Annotated in this window: 21 protein-coding genes; 16 read left to right on the top strand and 5 right to left on the bottom strand. The window is 50.3% G+C overall.

Translation table 11 applies throughout. The features are described 5' to 3' along the window. The first annotated feature begins 66 nt into the window (after positions 1 to 66). The 5 genes from larB (at position 67) to DXA55_RS14160 (ending at position 4640) form a co-directional block, all read left to right on the top strand. On the top strand, positions 67 to 819 hold the full coding sequence (larB, locus tag DXA55_RS14180) for a nickel pincer cofactor biosynthesis protein LarB (protein ID WP_055219567.1): 753 nt from the start codon (positions 67 to 69) through the stop codon (positions 817 to 819). Beyond that, complete coding sequence (gene larC / locus DXA55_RS14175) at positions 812 to 2113, top strand: nickel pincer cofactor biosynthesis protein LarC (RefSeq protein ID WP_117814490.1); 1302 nt, start codon at positions 812 to 814, stop codon at positions 2111 to 2113. Before larB ends, larC begins: the two co-directional genes overlap by 8 nt. Continuing rightward, positions 2110 to 3285, top strand: coding sequence for a flagellin lysine-N-methylase (gene fliB, locus DXA55_RS14170; protein WP_055265399.1), 1176 nt, complete (start codon positions 2110 to 2112; stop codon positions 3283 to 3285). Before larC ends, fliB begins: the two co-directional genes overlap by 4 nt. Before the next feature lie 85 nt (positions 3286 to 3370). Continuing rightward, a complete protein-coding gene (locus tag DXA55_RS14165) occupies positions 3371 to 4021 on the top strand; it encodes a YczE/YyaS/YitT family protein (RefSeq protein ID WP_055265401.1) in 651 nt (216 codons plus the stop codon). A 133-nt stretch (positions 4022 to 4154) separates the two neighbouring features. Further along, positions 4155 to 4640 (top strand): cytidylate kinase-like family protein, encoded by a 486-nt coding sequence (locus DXA55_RS14160; RefSeq protein WP_022461910.1) that lies wholly within the window; start codon positions 4155 to 4157, stop codon positions 4638 to 4640. 74 nt (positions 4641 to 4714) lie between these two features. Here the strand turns inward: DXA55_RS14160 and DXA55_RS14155 are convergent, their stop codons facing one another. Beyond that, complete coding sequence (locus DXA55_RS14155) at positions 4715 to 5506, bottom strand: DUF975 family protein (RefSeq protein WP_055219356.1); 792 nt, start codon at positions 5504 to 5506, stop codon at positions 4715 to 4717. Positions 5507 to 5801: 295 nt separating this feature from the next. Here DXA55_RS14155 and DXA55_RS14150 point away from each other — a divergent pair, with 295 nt between their 5' ends. The 4 genes from DXA55_RS14150 to DXA55_RS14135 all read left to right on the top strand — a co-directional run bounded on the left by DXA55_RS14150 (position 5802) and on the right by DXA55_RS14135 (position 9151). After that, positions 5802 to 6713, top strand: coding sequence for a hypothetical protein (locus DXA55_RS14150; RefSeq protein ID WP_070103676.1), 912 nt, complete (start codon positions 5802 to 5804; stop codon positions 6711 to 6713). Positions 6714 to 6745: 32 nt separating this feature from the next. Beyond that, entirely contained in the window at positions 6746 to 6973 is a 228-nt protein-coding gene (locus tag DXA55_RS14145) for a hypothetical protein (RefSeq protein ID WP_022461913.1), read from the top strand. Then, positions 6970 to 7524 carry a hypothetical protein gene (locus tag DXA55_RS14140; RefSeq protein WP_022461914.1) on the top strand — a complete coding sequence of 185 codons (555 nt, stop codon included), beginning with the start codon at positions 6970 to 6972 and terminating at the stop codon, positions 7522 to 7524. Before DXA55_RS14145 ends, DXA55_RS14140 begins: the two co-directional genes overlap by 4 nt. A 202-nt stretch (positions 7525 to 7726) precedes the next feature. Then, on the top strand, positions 7727 to 9151 hold the full coding sequence (locus DXA55_RS14135) for an alanine/glycine:cation symporter family protein (protein ID WP_158565095.1): 1425 nt from the start codon (positions 7727 to 7729) through the stop codon (positions 9149 to 9151). Between the two features lie 19 nt (positions 9152 to 9170). Here the strand turns inward: DXA55_RS14135 and DXA55_RS14130 are convergent, their stop codons facing one another. Continuing rightward, positions 9171 to 10064 carry a polysaccharide deacetylase family protein gene (locus DXA55_RS14130; protein WP_242998579.1) on the bottom strand — a complete coding sequence of 298 codons (894 nt, stop codon included), beginning with the start codon at positions 10062 to 10064 and terminating at the stop codon, positions 9171 to 9173. Between the two features lie 136 nt (positions 10065 to 10200). On the opposite strand from DXA55_RS14130, the gene recQ reads away from it, so the two are divergent. The 3 genes from recQ to DXA55_RS14115 all read left to right on the top strand — a co-directional run bounded on the left by recQ (position 10201) and on the right by DXA55_RS14115 (position 13446). Beyond that, on the top strand, positions 10201 to 12036 hold the full coding sequence (gene recQ / locus DXA55_RS14125) for a DNA helicase RecQ (RefSeq protein ID WP_117814496.1): 1836 nt from the start codon (positions 10201 to 10203) through the stop codon (positions 12034 to 12036). Between the two features lie 52 nt (positions 12037 to 12088). After that, positions 12089 to 12970, top strand: a complete 882-nt coding sequence (locus DXA55_RS14120; RefSeq protein WP_117814488.1) for a hypothetical protein — start codon at positions 12089 to 12091, stop codon at positions 12968 to 12970. A gap of 137 nt (positions 12971 to 13107) precedes the next feature. Further along, complete coding sequence (locus DXA55_RS14115) at positions 13108 to 13446, top strand: cyclic-di-AMP receptor (protein ID WP_055227503.1); 339 nt, start codon at positions 13108 to 13110, stop codon at positions 13444 to 13446. Between the two features lie 4 nt (positions 13447 to 13450). On the opposite strand, the gene DXA55_RS14110 is transcribed toward DXA55_RS14115, so the two are convergent. From DXA55_RS14110 to DXA55_RS14100, 3 genes are all read right to left on the bottom strand, one after another. Then, a complete protein-coding gene (locus DXA55_RS14110; RefSeq protein ID WP_117814487.1) occupies positions 13451 to 14218 on the bottom strand; it encodes a TIGR03915 family putative DNA repair protein in 768 nt (255 codons plus the stop codon). A gap of 99 nt (positions 14219 to 14317) precedes the next feature. Continuing rightward, positions 14318 to 15757, bottom strand: coding sequence for a putative DNA modification/repair radical SAM protein (locus DXA55_RS14105; RefSeq protein ID WP_117814486.1), 1440 nt, complete (start codon positions 15755 to 15757; stop codon positions 14318 to 14320). A 322-nt stretch (positions 15758 to 16079) separates the two neighbouring features. Beyond that, positions 16080 to 16559 (bottom strand): COG2426 family protein, encoded by a 480-nt coding sequence (locus DXA55_RS14100; RefSeq protein ID WP_117814485.1) that lies wholly within the window; start codon positions 16557 to 16559, stop codon positions 16080 to 16082. Between the two features lie 278 nt (positions 16560 to 16837). Between DXA55_RS14100 and hisH the strand changes: the two genes are divergently transcribed. From hisH to DXA55_RS14080, 4 genes are read left to right on the top strand one after another with little or no spacing between them, the layout of a single operon-like run. Continuing rightward, positions 16838 to 17455, top strand: coding sequence for an imidazole glycerol phosphate synthase subunit HisH (gene hisH, locus DXA55_RS14095; protein WP_117814484.1), 618 nt, complete (start codon positions 16838 to 16840; stop codon positions 17453 to 17455). Between the two features lie 3 nt (positions 17456 to 17458). Continuing rightward, on the top strand, positions 17459 to 18220 hold the full coding sequence (hisF, locus tag DXA55_RS14090) for an imidazole glycerol phosphate synthase subunit HisF (RefSeq protein WP_055227469.1): 762 nt from the start codon (positions 17459 to 17461) through the stop codon (positions 18218 to 18220). Between the two features lie 18 nt (positions 18221 to 18238). Further along, entirely contained in the window at positions 18239 to 18931 is a 693-nt protein-coding gene (locus DXA55_RS14085; protein ID WP_117509201.1) for a uracil-DNA glycosylase, read from the top strand. After that, the gene (locus DXA55_RS14080; RefSeq protein WP_117509200.1) at positions 18928 to 20553 is read left to right on the top strand and encodes a putative polysaccharide biosynthesis protein; all 1626 of its coding nucleotides are present in this window, start codon (positions 18928 to 18930) and stop codon (positions 20551 to 20553) included. The genes DXA55_RS14085 and DXA55_RS14080 overlap by 4 nt, the downstream gene beginning before the upstream one ends. The last annotated feature ends 168 nt before the right edge of the window (positions 20554 to 20721 follow it).

Here is a 20721-nt window from a genome sequence, read left to right as displayed (position 1 = left end):
TCTTTTTATGTTGCATCGTATGTGGGTGTGAAAGAAAAGGGAAAAAAGAAAAACGAGGTGAATGTTTTGGAGGCAAGAGAAGTATTAGAAAAAGTAAAAAACAACGAAATCTCGATCGAGGAGGCAGAGAAATATTTCAAAAAAGAGCCGTTCGAGGAGATGGGATATGCGAAGCTGGATACGCACCGTGAAATCCGGAGCGGATTTGCGGAGGTCATTTTCTGTGCACGGAAGGCGGATGAACATCTGCTGAAGATTTTTACGCGTCTGTACGAGCAGGATGGGGAGGTTTTCGGAACGAGAGCCAGTGAGCATCAGTATGAGCTGATCCGCGAAAAGTTTCCGGAAGTGGTGTATGATCCGCTGTCGCATATTTTAAAAATAGAAAAGAAAGACAAGAAGCGGATCGGAAAAATTGCGGTCTGTACGGCTGGAACTGCGGATATTTCCGTTGCCGAGGAGGCGGCGCAGACCGCAGAATACTTCGGTGCAAACGTTGAGCGTATCTATGATGTCGGTGTGAGCGGTATCCACCGCCTGCTGTCGCGCCTCGATACGATTCAGAGCGCCAACTGCGTTGTAGCCGTTGCCGGAATGGAGGGGGCGCTGGCGAGCGTGCTCGGCGGCTTGGTGGACAAGCCGGTGATTGCTGTTCCGACATCCGTTGGCTACGGGGCCAGCATGAACGGTCTTTCGGCGCTGCTTACGATGATCAATTCCTGCGCGAACGGAATTGCTGTCGTGAATATCGACAACGGCTATGGAGCCGGATATATTGCAACACAGATTAACAGAATGGGAGTACATCAAGATGAGTAAAAGTTTATATCTGGAGTGCGGGAGCGGAATCAGTGGGGATATGACCGTTGCAGCGCTGCTCGACCTGGGAGCAGACCGGGAAGTGCTGGAGAAATCACTGGAAAGCCTGAAACTGCCGGGATACGAAATTGCGATTACAAGAGTGAAAAAGTCGGGGCTGGATGCCTGCGATTTCAATGTGATTCTGGATGCAGAGCATGAGAACCATGATCACGATATGGCGTATCTGCACGGGGATGGGGCGGAAGTGCATGACCATCCACATGATCACGAGCATCATCATGACCACGATCACACAGGGGAGCATCATCACCATCATGAGCACCGCGGGCTGCCGGAGATTCTTGCGATTATCCGCCGCGGCGGTCTGACACCGGGAGCAAGAGCGCTGGCGGAGCGGATTTTCCAGATTCTTGCCGAAGCGGAAGCAAAAGCCCATGGCGTTCCGCTTGATCAGGTGCATTTCCATGAGGTGGGAGCTGTCGATTCCATCGTGGATATTGTGGCTGCCGCTGTCTGTCTGGATAACCTGGCGCCGGATGAAGTCATCGTGACGGGTCTCAGCGAGGGAAGCGGCTTTGTCAGATGCCAGCACGGCATGATCCCGGTTCCGGTACCGGCTGTTTTAAATATCGTACAGGCACATGGCCTGACCCTCGTTCCGACCGGAATTCAGGGTGAACTGGTCACACCGACCGGAGCAGCCATTGTTGCGGCAATCCGTACCAAAGAGACACTGCCGGCATCCTTCAAATGTACCAGAACAGGTCTTGGCGCCGGAAAACGGACGTATGAGCGCCCGTCACTGCTGCGTGCGATGATGCTCGAAACAGAAGAAAACGACGAGAAAGATACGATCTGGAAGCTGGAGTGCAACATTGATGACTGCACCGGCGAGGCGCTCGGCTACTGCATGGGAAAACTGCTGCGATCAGGTGCAAGAGATGTCCATTACATCCCGGTCTATATGAAGAAAAACCGCCCGGCTTACCAGCTGGATGTAATCTGTGATGATACAACGCGGGAGACGTTGGAAAATATCATATTCGCCGAGACCACCACAATCGGCATCCGCCGCTGCCGGATGGAGCGCACTGTGATGAAACGCGAGTTTGCGACAATCGCAACCGAGTACGGCGATGCGACAGTCAAGATCTGCCGCCACGGCGAGATCGAAAAAATTTACTCAGAGTACGAGAGTGCTGCAGTAATTGCAGAAAAAAGCGGCATGCCGGTCGGCGAGGCTGGTGCGTGGATCGTACAGAAATATAAAGAAGGAAACAAAAAAGCATGAGATATTTAAAACCACATTTTTACGACCAGTTTGTATGCACCGCCGGAGACTGCCCGGATACGTGCTGTGCCGGATGGCAGATCGTGATCGACGAGGATTCCCTGGAGCGGTATGGAAATGAGAAGAGTGAGTTTGGAAAGCGCCTGCGCAATTCGATCGACTGGGAGGAAGAGTGTTTTTACCAGAACAACCGCCGCTGTGCCTTTCTGAATGATGAAAATCTCTGCGATCTTTACAAGGAACTGGGGCCGGATTCCTTATGCGACACCTGCCGCCTTTACCCGCGCCATACGGAGGAGTATGAGGGTCTGCGTGAATTATCCCTGTCCCTTTCCTGCCCGGAAGCTGCACGGATTATCCTGTCCTGCAAAGAGCCGGTGCGCTTTCTGGAGGAGGAGACCGACGAGGAGGATGATTTTGAAGAGTTTGACTTCATGATGTTCTCCCAGCTGGAAGACACGAGAGATGTTTTGTTCCGGATTCTGCAGAACCGCGAACTGCCGCTGCAGGAGCGCATGACGGCGGCAGAGCAGCTCGCAGAACAGTATCAGATCTGTATGGAGGAGCAGCGGGAGTATGATATCGATGACCTGCTTCGGAAGTATGAAAAGCATCTGGAAGAGGGAACCTTAAGCGAGTGCGTGGCGGAGAGCCTTGCGGAAAAAGGTGTGGATGCTGCATCCTTTCATGCATATGACCGCCAGGTGAAGGAACTTGCCGTTCTCCGCGGTCTCGAGCGTCTTCGTCCGGAATGGGATACTGTGCTTGACGGCACAGAAAAAGCGCTGTATCAGAACGGAGAAACCGCTTATCAGGCCATCTGTGAAGAATTCCATCGCACCTGGGGCGCTGCAGGTGAACGCCGTGCAGAGTGGGAAAACATCGGTGAGCAGCTTCTGATGTTTTTCGTCTACACCTATTTTTGCGGCGCCGTCTACGACGATATGGTCTGTTCCAAAATGGAACTCGCGCTGTTCTCTGTCCGTTGGATTCAGGAAATCCTGGTTGCACGGTGGCTGGAAAATGGAAAAACGCTTTCCATGCACGACATCGAGGAGCTTTCCTGGAGATACGCGCGCGAGGTCGAGCATTCCGACGATAATCTGAATGCTCTTGAGGACTGGCTCTTTGAAACCTATGCGCCGGAAGGATGCGTACTGGAAGAGGAATAGCCCTGATATCCGAGGAGTTCCTTGTACATTTTCCCCGATCTGTGCTAGGATAAAGATGTTGTACAGAAAGAAAAGAGGGAAAATTATGCAGGAAAAACAAAAAAAATGGATTCTGCGCATTGCGCTTTATCTGATTGGAATTATGGTGCTGGCACTCGGCATCACACTGAATACGAAGACAAACCTCGGTGTATCGCCCATCATTTCCATGCCGTACGCGGTGGCACAGATCTTCGGCTATGAAACAGGAACGGCGGTCTTCGTGGCGTATTTGATCTTCATCGTACTGCAGATCGTACTGCTGAAAGGAAAATTCCCGCCGTTCCAGTTCTTACAGGTTGCCGCAAGTTATCTGACGAGCGCCTTTATTACCATCTTCGACTGGATCATCCCGACCCCTGATCAGATGGGAATGAGGCTTCTCGTCCTTGCCCTTGCCATCATCCTGACCGGAATTGGCGCCGCCGTCACCGTAGACGTCAACATCGTCCCAAACCCGGCCGACGGCCTGGCAAGAGTTCTCGGCGAGCGCTGCGGAAAGAACATGGGTTTCGGAAAAAATCTTTTTGATTTCTCCGCCATCGTCATTTCCCTTGCGATCGGCTTCATCGGAACCGGCCGCCCGGTAGGAATCGGAATCGGCACTGTTATAGCCATGGTCTGCACAGGAAGAGTTATCGCGGCATTCAATCATTTCGCAAAAAAGAAAATAGAAGAAATCACATCGCCTGAGTGATCCATGCCCCTGTCGAAAAAACTTGAGTTTTCGGTGTGGGTTTGTTATAATGAGAGACAGCGAAAGAAAAATTTTTTGATTTGTCATAAGGCGTTTGTTTGCGTTATGAGAAGTGCGAAGGAGGAAGTGGCAAATGAACTTAGTTATTACGATGAGCCGCCGGTTTGGTACTGGGGCGAGTATTATTGCGAAAGAACTTTCCGAGAGACTGCATATCCCGGTATATGATAAGGACGATGTAGAGCACGGCATGCGTGAAAATGCCTTTGAATCTGAGGCGGATGCGATCCGCGAGCTGGCGAAACAGCCGTGTATTATCATTGGACGGTGTGCTTCGGAGTTTCTGAAAGATAAAAGCAACGTCATCAATATTTATGTCTGCGCGGACAAAGAGGATCGGATCAAACGTATCATGAAGCTGTTTTCCCTGACAAGAGAGGCGGCTGAGGTGATGCTGGAAGAGACAGACAAGCAGCGTGCCGAGTATTATTACAAAAATACCGGAAAGACATGGGGCGATGTCAATAACTACCATATGATCCTGAATACCTCGGATCTTGGCATCGAGAACTGTGCCGATATTCTGATGCGGTATTTTGAAATGAAAGATTATATCTAAGAGATATTTAAAAAGAAATACATAAAAAATCAGGTGCTTCCCGAAAAAGAGAAGCACCTGATTTTTTGTGCGGTTTAGTAAGCCTGATACGTATTGCCATAACTCCGGCTGGAGAAGTAATTCTGTTTCAGAACCAGGAACAGTTCGGCATCGGTTGCATATTTGTACGGATACAGATAGAAAATACCGACAAGATTGCAGGTGATTCCGGAAAGAATATACCATCCGATAAAGGAGAGATCAAGAATAAATGTATTCATCTTTTCACCGTTCATCATTTCACGGCTGATGCGGAATGCTTCTTCGGTCGAAAGTTCCGGGTAGTCGGCGAGAAGATAAGGAACCATGCGGTATTCATAAGCTTTCACAATTCCAGGAATCAGAAGAAGCAGCGACCAGAGGAATATATAAAGATTTTTTAAAAACAGAGTCCACACAGTTTTTCCATAGTAGCCGTTCTGGAATCCGAACAGTATGTTGCCAAGTCCCGCTTTTTCCATTGAGTTTTCAATGAAAAACCTCGAGCCTCCTACCTCAAATGGTGCAAGAACAAAAATACGGATCAGAATAAAGGCAAGACCAATGACAAGAAGTACAATGCCGCTGAAGACAGTAAAAACAAATTTAACCGGTCCAAGCGGGGTGAATCTTTCTGCAAAGGATTCCACATTGAAGTTATCGGAAGAAATCGTAAATCCAGATATACCGACCGAGTTAGTCTGATGGCTGTCATTGTTGGAATTTCCAGAATTAGAAGTACCGCTTCCGACCAGCAGAGTCAGAATCAGGGCAGCTACTACACAGATCCAGTAATTGCGTAAAAATGCGGCTTTTCCGCGGGTTTTCAGTTCCTCTCGAGTCCACATAAAAAAGACCTCCCTCTTAATGTAAGTGTAAACAGCAGACAATTCTGCCAAGTCACGATTATCTTACCATGGGGCAGGTGAAACATCAAGACAGCTTAAGGAAAGTTTAAGAAATTGGCAGAAAGATTAAAGTGGAAATGTGCATTCTTAAATAAAGATTTTACTTGTGAAGCGGGGATGAATGTGCTATAATCTCTCCGGTGTGTCAGAACGCAGCGGGGCCGGGTTTCTCCGGGGTGCGTTCTGAAAAAAAGAAACCTGTACGTTGAATTGACAAAGAGAGCGAGGAATCTACGTGTATCTGACAAAGGACGAGTTTCTGCAGAAATTTGGGATTCTGCCGCAGGAATTTGAAGAGGCAGATATTTCCTGGGAAGAACTGCTGGAAATTGCGGACGATTATGAACGGCGCCGGCCGACGCTGGAAAAGATCCGAAAAGAATTCGTAGCAGAATTTCTGCAGGACAAGGAAAAAGAGATCGGACTGCAGTCGTACCACAGCCGCCTGAAGGACACCGAACATCTGGTGGAAAAGCTGGTGCGCAAGCGTCTGGAAAATTATGCAAAATACCGGAAAATGGATGCGACAAACTACATGCGTTATGTGACAGACCTGATCGGAATCCGGGGACTCTTGCTGTATCGGGAGGACTGGGTAAACTTCCATAAATACATTATCCACTGGTTTAAAAACGATCCGGAAAAATACATCCGTGATTACGGCCGTGACTACGACCAGAACGCATCGGGCTATATGGCAGAGCCGCCGAAAGTCCATACAAGACTTGGCGATTACGCCGACATCTATGTGAACTGGATTCCGGAGGAGAACATTCTGGACCGGAAACATTACCGTGCGGTGCATTACATTGTCGTTTACCGCGGCGTCTACATTGAAATTCAGATTAAGACGCTGTTCGAGGAGGGCTGGGGAGAGATTGACCACAGCATTCTTTATCCGCGGCGCAAGGGAAACGCCATGCTGACAGAGTTTTCCGAGCTGCTGAACCGTCTGGCGGGCATGGGAGATGAGATGGGATCGTTCTACCGCCGTCTCCAGGTTGTGCCGGATGAGAAGTTCCAGAGCAAGGAAACGATCGTGCGCAAGCGTGAATTAAAACCGCAGGTCAAGGCAGCGGTGGAAAAACGCGATCTGAACGAAATTCATACGATGGATGATGCCGTCTGGAGCATACTGAAAGAATAAAACTGCTTTTCAGACATGGGAAAGGATAAAAAATGGATGGAAAAAACACGGGCCGTATGGGCTTCTCTCATGCAGCAGAGGACTCTGCGGAGAATATGATGGCGGCAGTCAAAGCCGGAAAAATCCGAAAACATCTGATGGGAAATACCTCGCCGATCCGCTACGGAACAATGGAAAAACGCGAGATGACCGAATATACCGACTTTGTCCGGACGAAACTCTGCTATGAAATCCTGAATCTGCCCGGGGAGGAAAAATGAATACAATAGAAAAAATATACACAAACTACGACGGACTTCTGGAAGAATTTTCCGAGGAAGTAATCCAGAGCCGTTACGCTGTTTTTTACGAAGAAATCGAGGAATTTGCCAAGAGTCTCGGCATCCGCGAGAAAATCCAGATCAGCGAGTCGCTGTTGAGCCATGCAGTGCTGGACTATTTCACGGATATTTCCCGCCTGAAACATTTTCATCAGGCAAAGCATATCAATTCATTGAAAGTGATCTCCTATGAGACCTACTGGCTGCTGCGGAGAAAACCGATCCAGATCCTGGTGGAGGATGAGACATCGGATGCGATGGCATTTCTGAACGAAAAGTTCGTCTTTTCCCGGATTGCCAAATATCTGATGGGCGACGGAAAACGGGTGATTTTAAGTCCGGAGACGAAAAAAGGCTTTCTGAATTATCTCGATTCGCTGTTTTATTACCTGAAATACCGCAATTACGATGCGGAAATGCTCGAGATGATGCTGATGGGCTTCAAAGCGGGTGTTCTCGTGGCGGATGATTTAAAGGAGCAGGAGTCCTGAAAAACGGGCGGAAGCGGAATACAACAAAATAAGATGAAGATCGAAAGAACCGGACGGGCCGTAAGGCTGCTGTCGGGTTCTTTTTTTGTGCGGTGCTGCATAAAGTGCAGAGAAAACATTGCGATGCATGGACAGAAAACTGTTTAACAATGGAGGGACAGGAACTGCTTTCCTTTGGAACTTTGTACAGGGAGGAATGGATATGGCCACGCTCGAAAAAATCAATGCATTTCTAAAAGCGGTGAATGCAGCCGCCTGGGGACCGCCGCTTCTTTTTCTGCTGCTTGGGACAGGCATTTTTCTGACCATCCAGCTTCGCGCGCTGCCCATTCGACGGTTGTTCTTTGCGCTTCGTACAGCATTCGGCCGTGAGGCGAGGTACAGCGGGGAGAAAACAGAAGCGGGAGTTTCGCCGTTCGCATCGCTGATGACGGAACTTGCGGCGGAGATCGGGACGGGCAATATCGTGGGGGTTGCCTCCGCAATGGCGCTTGGAGGACCGGGAGCACTGGGATGGATGATGCTGGCGGCGGTTGTGGGACTTGCTTTGAAATTTTCTGAGAGTTTTCTCTCGGTGCAGTACCGGATGCAAAGAAAAGACGGAACATACTGCGGCGGTCCGATGGTGACGCTGACCAGAGCATTTCCGGGGGAGCGGCTGGCGAAGATGCTGGCTGTGTTTTTTGCCGGAAGCGCCGTGCTGGTATCTCTCGGAATGGGCAATATGACGCAGGCAAACTCGATTGCGCTGGCGATGCAGGATACGTTTGGCGTGGCAAGAGAAAAAAGCGCGTTGGTGCTGACGATTCTTCTTCTGCTCGTGGTGACAGGCGGACTGCGTTCCATTGCAAAAGCGGCGGAGGTGCTGGTACCGGGAATGGCACTCTTTTATCTGGGCGGGGCAGGAATGGTAATCGGTCTGCACGCCGGAGAGCTTCCGCGGACACTGCTTGCGATAGTACGGGACGCGTTTTCTTTCCGGGCGGCATCGGGAGGAGCGGTGGGTGCGGGAATTTCCCTGCTGCCGCCGGCCTTGCGGTATGGAATTTCCCGCGGTGTGTTTTCGAATGAAGCAGGGCTTGGAGCAGGCGGAATCAGTGCTGCGGCGGCACAGACCGACGATCCCGTGCGGCAGGGGTACATCAGCATGACAGGTGTGTTCGTTGATACCATGGTGATCTGTCTTGTGACCGGCCTTGCCGTTGGAGTGACCGGGGCGGCAGAGGGGGTACTGGAGGCGGAAAAAGCGGATGGAGCGGCGATGGTAATTCAGGCCTTTGAAAGTGTGTTCGGACCGGCGGGAGGCTATGTTGTCGCGGTCGGGATTCTGCTGTTCGCATTTGCAACGATGGCCGGCTGGGCATACCAGGGGGAGCAGGCGTTTCTCTGGCTGGTGAAAAAGGATAGCTTCGGAATGGTTTACCGTGTTTTCTTCTGCTTTGCAGCGTTTGCCGGGTGCGTCTGCATGGCGGAAACGGTCTGGAATTTTGCGGAGCTTGCCAATGCCTGCATGGCGGTGCCGAACCTGCTTTGTGTGCTGCGGCTCTGGAAGGAAGTAAAAGAGGAGGCATTCCGGTTTGAAAGCAGGATAAAAAAAGCGGAACAAAAGAAAGATAGAAATACATGAGAAACCGTATTTCCGGTCCTCAGGCAGATTTCGATGCGAGCTGATCGAGAGAGCCGAAAGAATATCCCATTTCTTCCCATTTCGTCAGCAGCTCATCGAGAATCTCCGCGTTGGTGGATGAGGTATTATGAAGCAGGACGATGGCACCGGGATGAATGCGTCCGGTCAACTTTTTGAAAGCCTCCTCGTGGGTCGGCTGCTGATCCTGGTACCAGTCTACATAGGCAAGACTCCAGAAAAAAGTCTGATAGCCGAGATCTTTTGCCATCTGCAGGTTCTGCGTGCTGTATTTTCCCTGCGGAGGCCGGTAATATTTCACCATTTCCTGGCTGGTGGTCTCCTGGTAAAGAGCGGAAACACGGTTCAGCTCTTCGGAGAAGGCTTCCTGCGTGGAAATTTTGGACATATCCGGGTGCGACCAGGTGTGGTTTCCGACGATATGGCCTTCTGCCGCCATGCGTTTGACAAGATCCGGCTGGTCGGAGAGAAAATTGCCGACGACAAAGAACGCTGCGGGTGCCTGATGCTTCTGGAGTGCGTCAAGGATCGCCGGGGTGTTGCCGTTTTCATAGCCGCAGTCAAACGTCAGATAGATGATGTTTTCTTCCGGTGAAGCGGCAAACCAGGCGTTGTAGGCGGCAAGCTCTTCGGATGTAGCATTGCCGACGGGAGTCTTCCCTTTTTCCGGAAAGGAGAGCCCCCAGTTTTCGGCAGCAGAGGAGAGGACGGGCATCGAAACGGAAGAAACAGGTGTCTCCGGCGCAGCAGAGAGAAAAACTGGGGCTGCCTTTCGGAGCGCACGGCAGGTAAAGTGGGACAGAACAGAGCCAAAAAGAAAAGCGGAGCAGAAAAAAGCGGCGGCGATACCGGCTTTTTTCAGGATCCGGCGGGAAAGGGGTGAAAGAGAACGCATAAAATCCCCCTCCAGGACTTTTTGAGACAATATATGTATGGATGAAAGAAAACATGCGGCACACATCTGTTTGACTTTACCTGCAATCTATGTCACAATGGAGGTAGAGTGGATGGAAAGGGCAGAGAAAAACAAGATGACAAAATATGAGGTTTTAAAAAAGTACTTCGGTTACGATTCCTTCCGAGAGGGGCAGGAGATGCTGGTGGATGCGCTTCTGAACGGACAGGACGTGCTCGGCATTATGCCGACCGGAGCAGGAAAATCGCTGTGTTATCAGATTCCGGCGCTTCTGCTGTCAGGAATTACCCTGGTGGTATCACCGTTGATTTCTCTGATGAAGGATCAGGTATCGACCCTGAACCAGGCGGGGATTCACGCTGCGTTTCTGAACAGCTCCTTAAGTGCGGCGCAGTACCGGAAGGCACTCGGCTTTGCCATGGAGGGCCGGTACAAGATTATTTATGTCGCCCCGGAACGCCTTCTGACACCGGAATTTTTGTGCGCGGTGCAGTCGATGGAAATTTCGATGATTAGTGTTGATGAGGCACACTGTATTTCCCAGTGGGGTCAGGATTTCCGCCCAAGCTACCTGAAAATCACAGAGTTTGTCGAGCAGCTTCCCGCACGGCCGGTGATCGGTGCCTTTACGGCAACGGCAACAAAAGAGGTACGGGATGATATCGAAGCACTGCTGTCTTTGCGTGATCCGGTACGTCTGGTCACAGGCTTTGACCGGAAAAATCTGAAATTTACGGTACAGCAGCCGAAAGATAAATTCGCAGCCGTGGAATCATTCCTTGCAGAGCACGAGGCGGACTGCGGAATTATTTACTGTCTGACCAGAAAAAATGTGGAGGAGGTCTGTGAGAAACTCGAGCAGAAAGGATATTCTGTCACAAGATACCATGCGGGTCTCTCTGACCTGGAACGGAAGGAAAACCAGGAAGATTTTATTTATGACCGGAAGCAGATCATGGTAGCGACAAACGCTTTTGGTATGGGAATCGATAAATCGAATGTGCGGTACGTCATCCATTATAATATGCCGAAAAATATGGAAAGCTATTACCAGGAGGCCGGCCGTGCGGGACGGGATGGCCTTCCGGCGGAATGCATTCTGCTGTACGCGGGACAGGATGTCATCACAAACCAGTTTTTTATCGAAAACATGGCGCAGGAGAGTGAGGATCCCGAGACGACAGCGCTGATCCGTCAGAGGGAGGAGGAACGGCTGAAGAAAATGACGTTTTACTGTTTCACCCATGAGTGCCTCAGAGATTATATCCTTCGGTATTTCGGGGAATACGGTTCCAATTACTGTGGAAACTGTTCCAACTGCCTCTCGGAATTTGAAACGGTGGATGTGACAGCGGCGGCAAAGGCAATCCTTGGCTGTGTGCGGGAATGCCGTCAGCGGTACGGCACGACGGTGATTCTCGATACCCTGCACGGTGCGAATACCGCGAAAATCCGCCAGTACCGCATGGATGAAAACTCCCATTACGGGGAACTGGCAAAAGAGCCGGTCTACCGGCTGCGGCAGATCTTAAATGAACTGCAGGTTCGGGAATATCTCTATGTAACGGCCGACACATACAGCATTGTGCGCCTGCTGCCAAAAGCGGCGGAGCTGCTGGATGAGGACGGCACGATGCTGATGAAGATGGCAAAAGAAGAAAAACGGATTCCGAAAGCCGCAAAAGAGAAGACAAAGACAAAAACCTCGGTAGCGGCAAAGGAGCTTTCCAACGAGGAGGCCGCGGTATTCGAAAAACTGCGGGCACTCCGGATGGAGCTTGCAAAGGAGCATAAAGTGCCTCCGTATATTATCTTCTCGGATAAAACACTGATCCAGATGGCGGTAGAGAGACCGTCAAATAAAGAGGAAATGCTGGCTGTTTCCGGGGTCGGCGAGAGCAAGTTTGAAAAATACGGGGAGCAGTTTCTTGCATGTCTTGCAGAAAGATAAAACAAGTCGTGTAAAAAAAACGGGAAAACAACAGGAAAGGAAGAATACGCTTATGAAAAAAGAAAACGCAGTTATTTTTGGAGTGACCGGTGTTGTAGTTGCCGCCGTGCTGATTGGAGGCGGAATCTATATGAAAACGGAACGGGACCGAAATCTGAATGCAGATACAGAAAGTGCTGCAGAGGACAGCAATAGGGCAGAAGAAGTACAGAAAGCCATATTTCTTGCAGAAGATTCCGGGTTATGGTACCTGGGAGATCTGGAACACGGAAACATCTATGTGACACATACACCGTCCGACACACTTTACGATGAAAATGGAAATGCCATTGATCCGTCCGAGATCAAAAAAGGAGATTTTCTTCAAGTGGAGGGCGACGGTATTATGCTGAACTCCTATCCGGGACAATATCCGGGTATCAGCCGTATTATGAGAATCAGCGGCGGTACGGAGGCGGATGCAGAAAAATTCGATGAGGAACTTTCCCAGATTCTGCCGGAAAAGGATCCATCGGAAATTCCGTTTCTGAATCTGTGCTACACACAGCCAAATGCCCAGGTGACAGCTATGGCAACACAGGGAGGTTATACCTGGTCTTATGTTGATGAGGACGGCAATGGTCAGAACGTCGTTGCGGACAGTGCGTTCATTCTGGAATGGACGGAACTGAGTGATCTGAATATAGAAAATGACGAAGGAAAAACCGATCTGGAGCTTGTCTTCTCGGAGGAGCCGGATTCTGTCACAGCAGAAAGATGGCCGGCCGAAGACCGGGGGCAGAACTTTGGCAATGGTTACCCGGAGGGAGAAAGCGTTTCTGTGGAGCATGCGGAGAGCTGGAGCATTCCGGGAGCCGAGGCCGGCTACATCTACGAAGTGGACGCGGTATTCGAAAATGGAACCGTGTCATACGGATTTGAAGTGAAAAAGTAAAAAAAGACTTTCTTTTTCCGTGATATTATGCTATTTTTACTGTGAAAACAGAAAAATGCAATGTGCCATACGGCATAAGCAGCTGACTTTTCAAAAATCAGAATCCGTTTGACCGGAGGATGCGAGGAGGAATTTGTATGAAGTTAATTGTTGCTGTATTACGGAAAGAGGACGAGGCAGACACCATTGCCGAGTTGAACAAAAAAGGTTTTTTTGTGACGGAGCTTGCCACGACCGGCGGTTTCCTGAAGGAGAAGAACACAACACTGCTGATCGGAACCGATGATCATAAGCTCGACGCTGTGCTTGCGATCTTAAAACAGGAAGCAGGGCTTCGGAAAACAGTTACCTATGCGGCCACCCCGATGGAAAGCGGAAACTTCTGCCCGGGCGGAAATTACTCTGTTCCGATTGATACCCAGACAGGAGGCTGTACTGTGTTTGTGCTGAACATGGAACAGCTGGAAAAATTCTAAGACTCTAAAGATTTTTAAATTCCGGCATATGATCCTGGTAGTGGAGCGGCAGATGCGTACGCTGACAGTCGGGATTGGAACGCTCTTTGATGGCAATTGCGGTGAAAAATCCTTTCCAGAGTTCTTCGTAAGGATCCGAAGTGGATTCCGTGAGGGAAAGGCGTTCTATTTCACCCGGAGAAAGACGGGTCAGATAAAAGGGCCGGTCAGCGGGATGCACGACAGCAAGCTGCCGGTTATCATCGAGAATCATCCAGTTTTCTGAGGGGAGCCGGTCAGAAAAATGGGGAGCGACCAGGGTCAGCACATTGGCTTTCGGGGAAATATGCGAGACCAGGATCGGAAAACCGGAGGAAATATTTGCAAAACGGATAAATTCCCGGAACGAATGCGCTTCATTTGTGACCTGACGGGAAACTTCAAAAGCGTGGAATACCGCCGGTTCCTGCAGCATATGCAGAGTATCCTTTCCATAGGAAAAGCCGTAGAGCAGAAAACGATAAATGACGTCGGGAGCGTTGCTTCTCTCGGACATTGCACAGAGATAGACGAGCCGCCAGGCTGCTGCGCCGATCTTCTTTTGAATGGATCGCGTGACGCTGGCGGCTTTTTCTGTGTCCGGATCAACATGGCAGTAATCGCAGAACAGCTCCAGATTGCCGACTGGTTCCGTCATCAGCCGTACATTGCGGTAGCCGAGACGGGAATTCCAGGCTTCATAGATGCAGGTCAGGATCGACGCAAGATCCGGGCTGCAGGTGTAAACAGTCATAATAAAATCCTTTCTGAAATCAATTGATACAGACAACAGCCTTCTGCAAAAAAGCGCAGATACAGCAAAAAGGCTTTTCCGTGAGAAGAACGCCCGGGATTATATATGCCCAGGTACGGCAGCATCAAACAGAGAAAGCTGCTGATACTGTTCCGGATGGGAAACCTCCCAGTTGGAGGCGGCTTCCTCTCCCGTGAGCTGCCGGGACAGAAACTGCTGTTCCAGCCGCATGTGATACATCATTTTTCCCTCGCAGGTGATAAAATATTTGGCGCGTTTCAGCACCACACCGATCTTTTTCAGATGCTCAAATGAAAGATGGGAGCTTCTGCGGCTCTTTACAATCCGCATGGCCGATTTCGGCCCGATGCCGGGAACGCGCAGAAGGTCGGCATACTCAGCCGTGTTGATCTCCACCGGAAACAGCTCCATATGGCGCAGCGCCCAGTCGCATTTCGGGTCGAGCTGTGCATGAAAGTTCGGGTGGGCTTCATCGAGCAGTTCATCCGCCTGAAAACCGTAGAAGCGGAGCAGCCAGTCTGCCTGATAAAGGCGGTGTTCCCGAAGAAGCGGCGGCTTGGTTTCACGTGAGGGCAGGGCGGAATCCTCGTTGACCGGAATGTAGGCGGAGTAAAAGACGCGCTTCAGGTCATACTGCTGGTAGAGAAGCTGTGAGGTGGAGAGAAGCTGGTAATCGTTTTCCTTTGTCGCACCGATGATCATCTGCGTGCTCTGGCCGGCAGGAACGAAGGGAGCAGAGCGTTCCTTTTCCGGCAGTGACCGCGCGGAGGAGGAAGAGATCCAGCCCAGATCGGCAGCGGAGGCGGAAATCTGCTTTCGTGTATCGAAAATGGAGTGGGAGAGATAGCGGTTTCCCGAGGAACGCTCTAAAAAAGCGCTTTTCCCTGCGGTCAGCCGGTAATCTACAATACCGGACTGGATCTGGCGCATGGGTTTTAAAATCGCTTTCTGTGTCTTCTGCGGGGCCAGTTTCTGCAGCCCTTCTCCGGTCGGGAGTTCCAGATTGACGCTCATGCGGTCGGCGAGATAGCCGGTCTTTTCGATCAGCTCGGCGGGTGCGCCCGGGATAGCTTTGACGTGGATGTAGCCGTTAAAGCGGTAACGATTACGTAAAAGATGCAGAGTGCGGTACATGAGCTCCATCGTATGGGCAGGATTTTTGCAGACGGCGGAACTTAAAAAGAGTCCCTCAATATAGTTTCGGCGATAAAATTCCGTGACGAGTGTACAGACCTCCTCCGGTGTAAACGTGGCGCGCTGCCGGTCATTCCCGGCGCGGTTGACGCAGTATTTACAGTCGTAGATACAGTCGTTGCTCTGCAGAATTTTCAACAGAGAGATACAGCGTCCGTCGGAAGAAAAGCTGTGGCAGATACCGCAGGAGACCGAATTGCCGAGATGTCCCTGTTTTCCGGCACGGTTCACACCGCTGGAAGTGCACGCAACGTCGTATTTGGCCGCGTCAGCGAGAAGATTCAGCTTCTCGGAGAGAGAAAGTGTTTGTGATGATAACTGCATGGCAGAAAAATTCCTTTCTATGTCCAAATGAATACGAATAAAAGTAAAACAATAAGATAACAGGTATTTTACGAAAAGAACAACTGTTCGATAAAGGAAGTGTAACACAAATCGAACGAATGTTCAAGAGGAAAAATGAAAATAGCACAAGAAGATACTGGAAGAAAAGAAACAGAATTCGATCCGGAAAAACGTGAACAGGAAACAGCAGGGAAAATTTCTGTTAGAAAAAAGTTATACAAAAACAGCCGCACAGATCGGAAAAACAAATCTGTGCGGCTGTAAGCCAAATTTTATGGAATTGAAACGGAAGCAGAGCCGTTTACGTCAGAAGCGCTCCAATTGCCCCGAATACGCCGGAACTTGCAAGCAGCATGATGACGCTTGCGAGGAGAACACCGCCCATGACGGCGAGAACGCTGGTCTTAAAGTCCATATCGAGGATACTTGCGGCCAGTGTGCCGGTCCATGCGCCGGTTCCCGGGAGCGGGATGCCGACGAAGAGCAGCAGGGCGAGCGGAAGTCCGCGACCGGCTTTTGCTTTCAGTTTTTCCCCGCCTTTTTCGCCTTTTTCCAGACACCAGGTGAAGAACTTTCCGATATACTTTTTATCACATCCCCAGACAAGAACCTTTCGAGCGAACAGGAAAATAATCGGAACCGGAAGCATATTTCCGATGACGGCGATCAGATAGGCCGGAAGCGTCGGAATATGGAAAGCTACCGCGTACGGAATCGCACCACGCAGCTCGATGAGCGGAACCATGGAAATCAAAAATACAATCAGATATTTGGTAATCATATACACCTCTCGTTTTTCACAAAATGTTATCGTTTCTTAGTGCAACGCTCTTATTGTAGCGTGATGCCCGCCATTTGTCCAGTATAAAAAGAAAGAAAGGAGCGGGAGTAAAAGAAATCTTAAGAATTTCTGCATTTTTGTATAATTTTATAACCTTCAAAATTTGAATTTTAGAAAACGGTATGTTAGAATGAAGTGTACTGTTTGCAAAAGAACAGCAGAGATGCCCCCAATGACAGGGGGCGTGGACTGAAATAACAAACGAGGAGGACCCACCTATGATTGCACTGATCGATTATGATGCCGGAAATATAAAAAGCGTGGAAAAAGCCTTTCAAAGCCTTGGAAAAGAGGTTGTACTGACCAGGGATCCAGACGTGTTAAAACGCGCAGATCACGTCGTTCTGCCGGGTGTCGGCAGCTTTGGAGATGCGATGGAAAATCTGAACCGCTATCATCTGGTGCCGGTTATTCATGAAATCGTAGAAAAAGGGACTCCGTTTCTTGGAATCTGCCTCGGACTTCAGATCCTGTTTGAACGCAGCGAAGAGAGCCCGGGCGTTGCAGGCCTTGGTCTGTTAAAAGGAGAAATTCTCCGGATTCCGGACAAAGAGGGCTTAAAGATTCCGCACATGGGCTGGAATTCCATCCATCTGCAGAACGAGGGACGCTTATTCAAAGGCATCCCGCAGGAATCGTATGTTTACTTTGTCCACTCCTACTATCTGAAAGCAGAAGAGGAGGAAATTATAAAAGCAACGACAGAGTACAGTACACACATCCATGCATCCGTGGAAAAAGGAAATCTGTTCGCCTGCCAGTTCCACCCGGAAAAGAGTTCAGATCTTGGACTTGCCATTCTGAAAAACTTTGCGGAAATTGGAGAGGAGGACTAAGCGATGTTTACAAAACGAATTATCCCATGCCTGGATGTAAAAAACGGAAGAGTCGTAAAAGGCGTTAATTTCGTCGATTTAAAAGATGCCGGAGACCCGGTGGAGATTGCAAAAGCGTACGACAAGGCAGGAGCCGATGAAGTTGTGTTCCTCGACATCACCGCCTCCTCCGATCAGAGAGGAACGGTCATCGATATGGTGCGCAAAGTAGCAGCAAACGTCTTCATCCCATTCACCGTCGGCGGCGGAATCCGTACCGTAGACGATTTCAAGATGCTGCTCCGCGAGGGAGCCGACAAAATTTCGATCAACTCCTCCGCAATCAACAATCCGCAGCTCATTGGCGATGCGGCGCAGAAATTTGGCAGCCAGTGCGTGGTCGTTGCGATCGATGCGAAGAAGAGAGCTGACGGAAGCGGCTGGAATATCTACAAAAACGGCGGCCGGATCGATGTCGGCATCGACGCCGTCGAGTGGGCGAAAAAAGCCGAGAGCCTCGGAGCCGGAGAAATTCTGCTCACCAGCATGGACTGCGACGGAACAAAGGCGGGATACGATATCGAGCTGACAAGAACGATCGCAGAGAGCGTCGGCATCCCGGTCATCGCATCCGGCGGCGCAGGAACGCTGGAGCATTTTTATGATGCCTTAACCGAAGGAAAAGCCGATGCAGCGCTTGCCGCATCCCTGTTCCACTACAAAGAACTGGAAATTCGTGAAGTCAAAGAATATCTGGCAGGCCGTAATGTGCCGGTCCGCCTGTAAAAGGAAGGAGAAAACGATATGCCGCCTCTTAGCGGAAGCTGGGCAAATGCCCTGAAGGGAGAATTCTCCAAAGACTACTATAAAAAACTGTTTCAGACGGTGGGTGCGGAGTACAAAACCCACACGATTTACCCGCCGGCTGATGATATTTTCAATGCGTTCCACTTTACCCCACTTGAGCAGGTAAAAGTAGTCATCTTAGGCCAGGACCCGTACCACGAGCCGGGACAGGCACACGGACTCTGCTTTTCTGTAAAACCGGAAGTAGACATTCCGCCGTCCCTGGTCAACATTTATAAGGAACTCGAAGACGATCTGGGATGCTACATCCCGAACAACGGCTATCTCGAAAAATGGGCACGGCAGGGTGTTCTGATGCTGAACACGGTGCTGACTGTGCGTGCGCATCAGGCAAATTCCCACAAGGAAATCGGCTGGGAGCAGTTCACGGACGCGGCAATCAAAGTGCTCGCCGGGCAGGACCGCCCGATGGTCTTCATCCTCTGGGGACGTCCCGCACAGCGCAAAAAAGAGATGATCCACAATCCAAAACATCTGGTGCTGATGTCCGCTCATCCGAGCCCGCTCTCTGCATACCGCGGATTTTTCGGCAGCCATCCGTTTTCCAGAACGAACGAATATCTGGAAGAAAACGGTCTTGCGCCGATTGACTGGCAGATCGAAAATGTAATCCGGGGAGCGAAAGAATGAGTAAAAAGAAAAATACGTTACTGAGAAATACTTCTATCTTGATGGCTGCAACGATTATCTCGCGTGTGATCGGTCTTTTATACCGGTCGCCGCTCGGCGAAACCATTGGAAATGAGGGACTTGGTTATTACAGTACAGCGAGCAATCTGTATACGATCCTGCTGCTGATCTCGTCCTACAGTATTCCGATGGCAGTATCGAAAATCGTATCCGAACGCCTGGCATTAAAAGAGTACCGGAACGCACACCGCGTTTTCCGCGGAGCCCTCCTTTATGCCGTAATCGTGGGAGGAATCGCTGCACTGGTGGCGTTTTTCGGCGGAAAATTCCTTCTGCCATATAACCAGCAGAATGCCATCCTGGCCCTGCGCGTACTGGCACCGACCATCTTCTTCTCGGCGATTCTCGGCGTCCTGCGCGGCTATTTCCAGGCCCACAGCACGATGATGCCGACTTCGATTTCACAGATCATCGAGCAGATATTCAACGCTGCTTTCAGTATCGGTGCAGCCTGGTTCTTTATCCAGCAGTTTGCGACAAATGACACCGAGCGTGCGAAATTCGGTGCTGCCGGCGGAACCCTCGGAACGGGAGCCGGTGTGCTGGCAGGCCTTTGCTTTATGCTGCTCGTTTACGGGGTAAACCGGAAAAGCATTCTGCGAAAAGCAGCCAAAGACACACGCCACCGCGAAGAATCCTACCGCGAAATCTTTCAGGTACTCTTTCTGATGGTAACACCGGTCATCTTCACGACCTTTATTTATAACTGTAACGCTTACCTGGACAACTATCTGTTCTTTACCATTCTCGGATGGCACGGCGAAAACCAGAAAGCGCTGAACGCTGCATACGGCGAGTTTTCCAACTATTACGTTACGCTGATTAACGTCCCGCTTGCCATGGCAAGCGCATCCGCATCTGCGATGATGCCGGAGGTGTCTTCCTGCTACGCAACCGGTGACCTCGACGAGGCAAACGACAAAATTCTGGAAACGATCCGCCTGACCATGTTTATTTCCATTCCGGCTGCCGTCGGCCTTGGAGTCCTGGCATTCCCGATTACAGGCGTTTTGTTCCCGTCAAGTTCGAGCCTTTCCGGCAAACTGCTGATGATGGGTGCCGTATCGGTTGTCTTTTCTGCACTGTCTACCATTACCAACAGTGTCCTGCAGTCGATCGGGCAGCAGAAGAAAGCCTTGCACAATGCAGCAATTTCCCTTGGAATGGATCTCGTCGTCCTGGCGCTGATCCTTGCAGTTTTCCCAAAGACAAACATTTATGCCGTTGTCTTTGCAGGAATCCTGTTCTCCCTTAGCATGTGCGTATTGAATAACCTTTCGATCCGCAAACACCTGAATTTCCGCAATGAGTTCAAAAATACCTATGTAAAACCATTGATCGCAGCAGCTATTATGGGTGTTGTAACCTGGATTGTTTATTATGGTCTGTTCGCCATTACGAAGCGTCCATCGATCAGTATGCTGGCCGCAATTCTGATCGCAATCGTCGTATATCTGATTGCTTTTGTGGTTGTAACCGGTACGACGGAAGCAGAAATGCGCCGTATGCCGATGGGAACGAAGCTGGTAAAGGTTCTCCGCATCCTGCGGATTTACCGCTGAAAACAGAAGAGAAAATCCTGCTTTGCGGGATTCTCCGCCTGCGGCGGGCCGCTTTAGCGATAGAATTCCCCGCCGCCGCAGTGCGATCCTGCCCGGGAGGGCTTATAACGGGGAATGTCAACGAAATTTCCTGTTATGTAAAAAAAGCTCCTGTCCGGAAAACAGAAA

The organism is Blautia sp. OF03-13 (assembly GCF_003460685.1).
Classification (GTDB): domain Bacteria; phylum Bacillota; class Clostridia; order Lachnospirales; family Lachnospiraceae; genus Fusicatenibacter; species Fusicatenibacter saccharivorans.
Note: the sequence above shows the minus strand (reverse complement) of the source record. Positions and strands in the feature narration are given on the sequence as shown.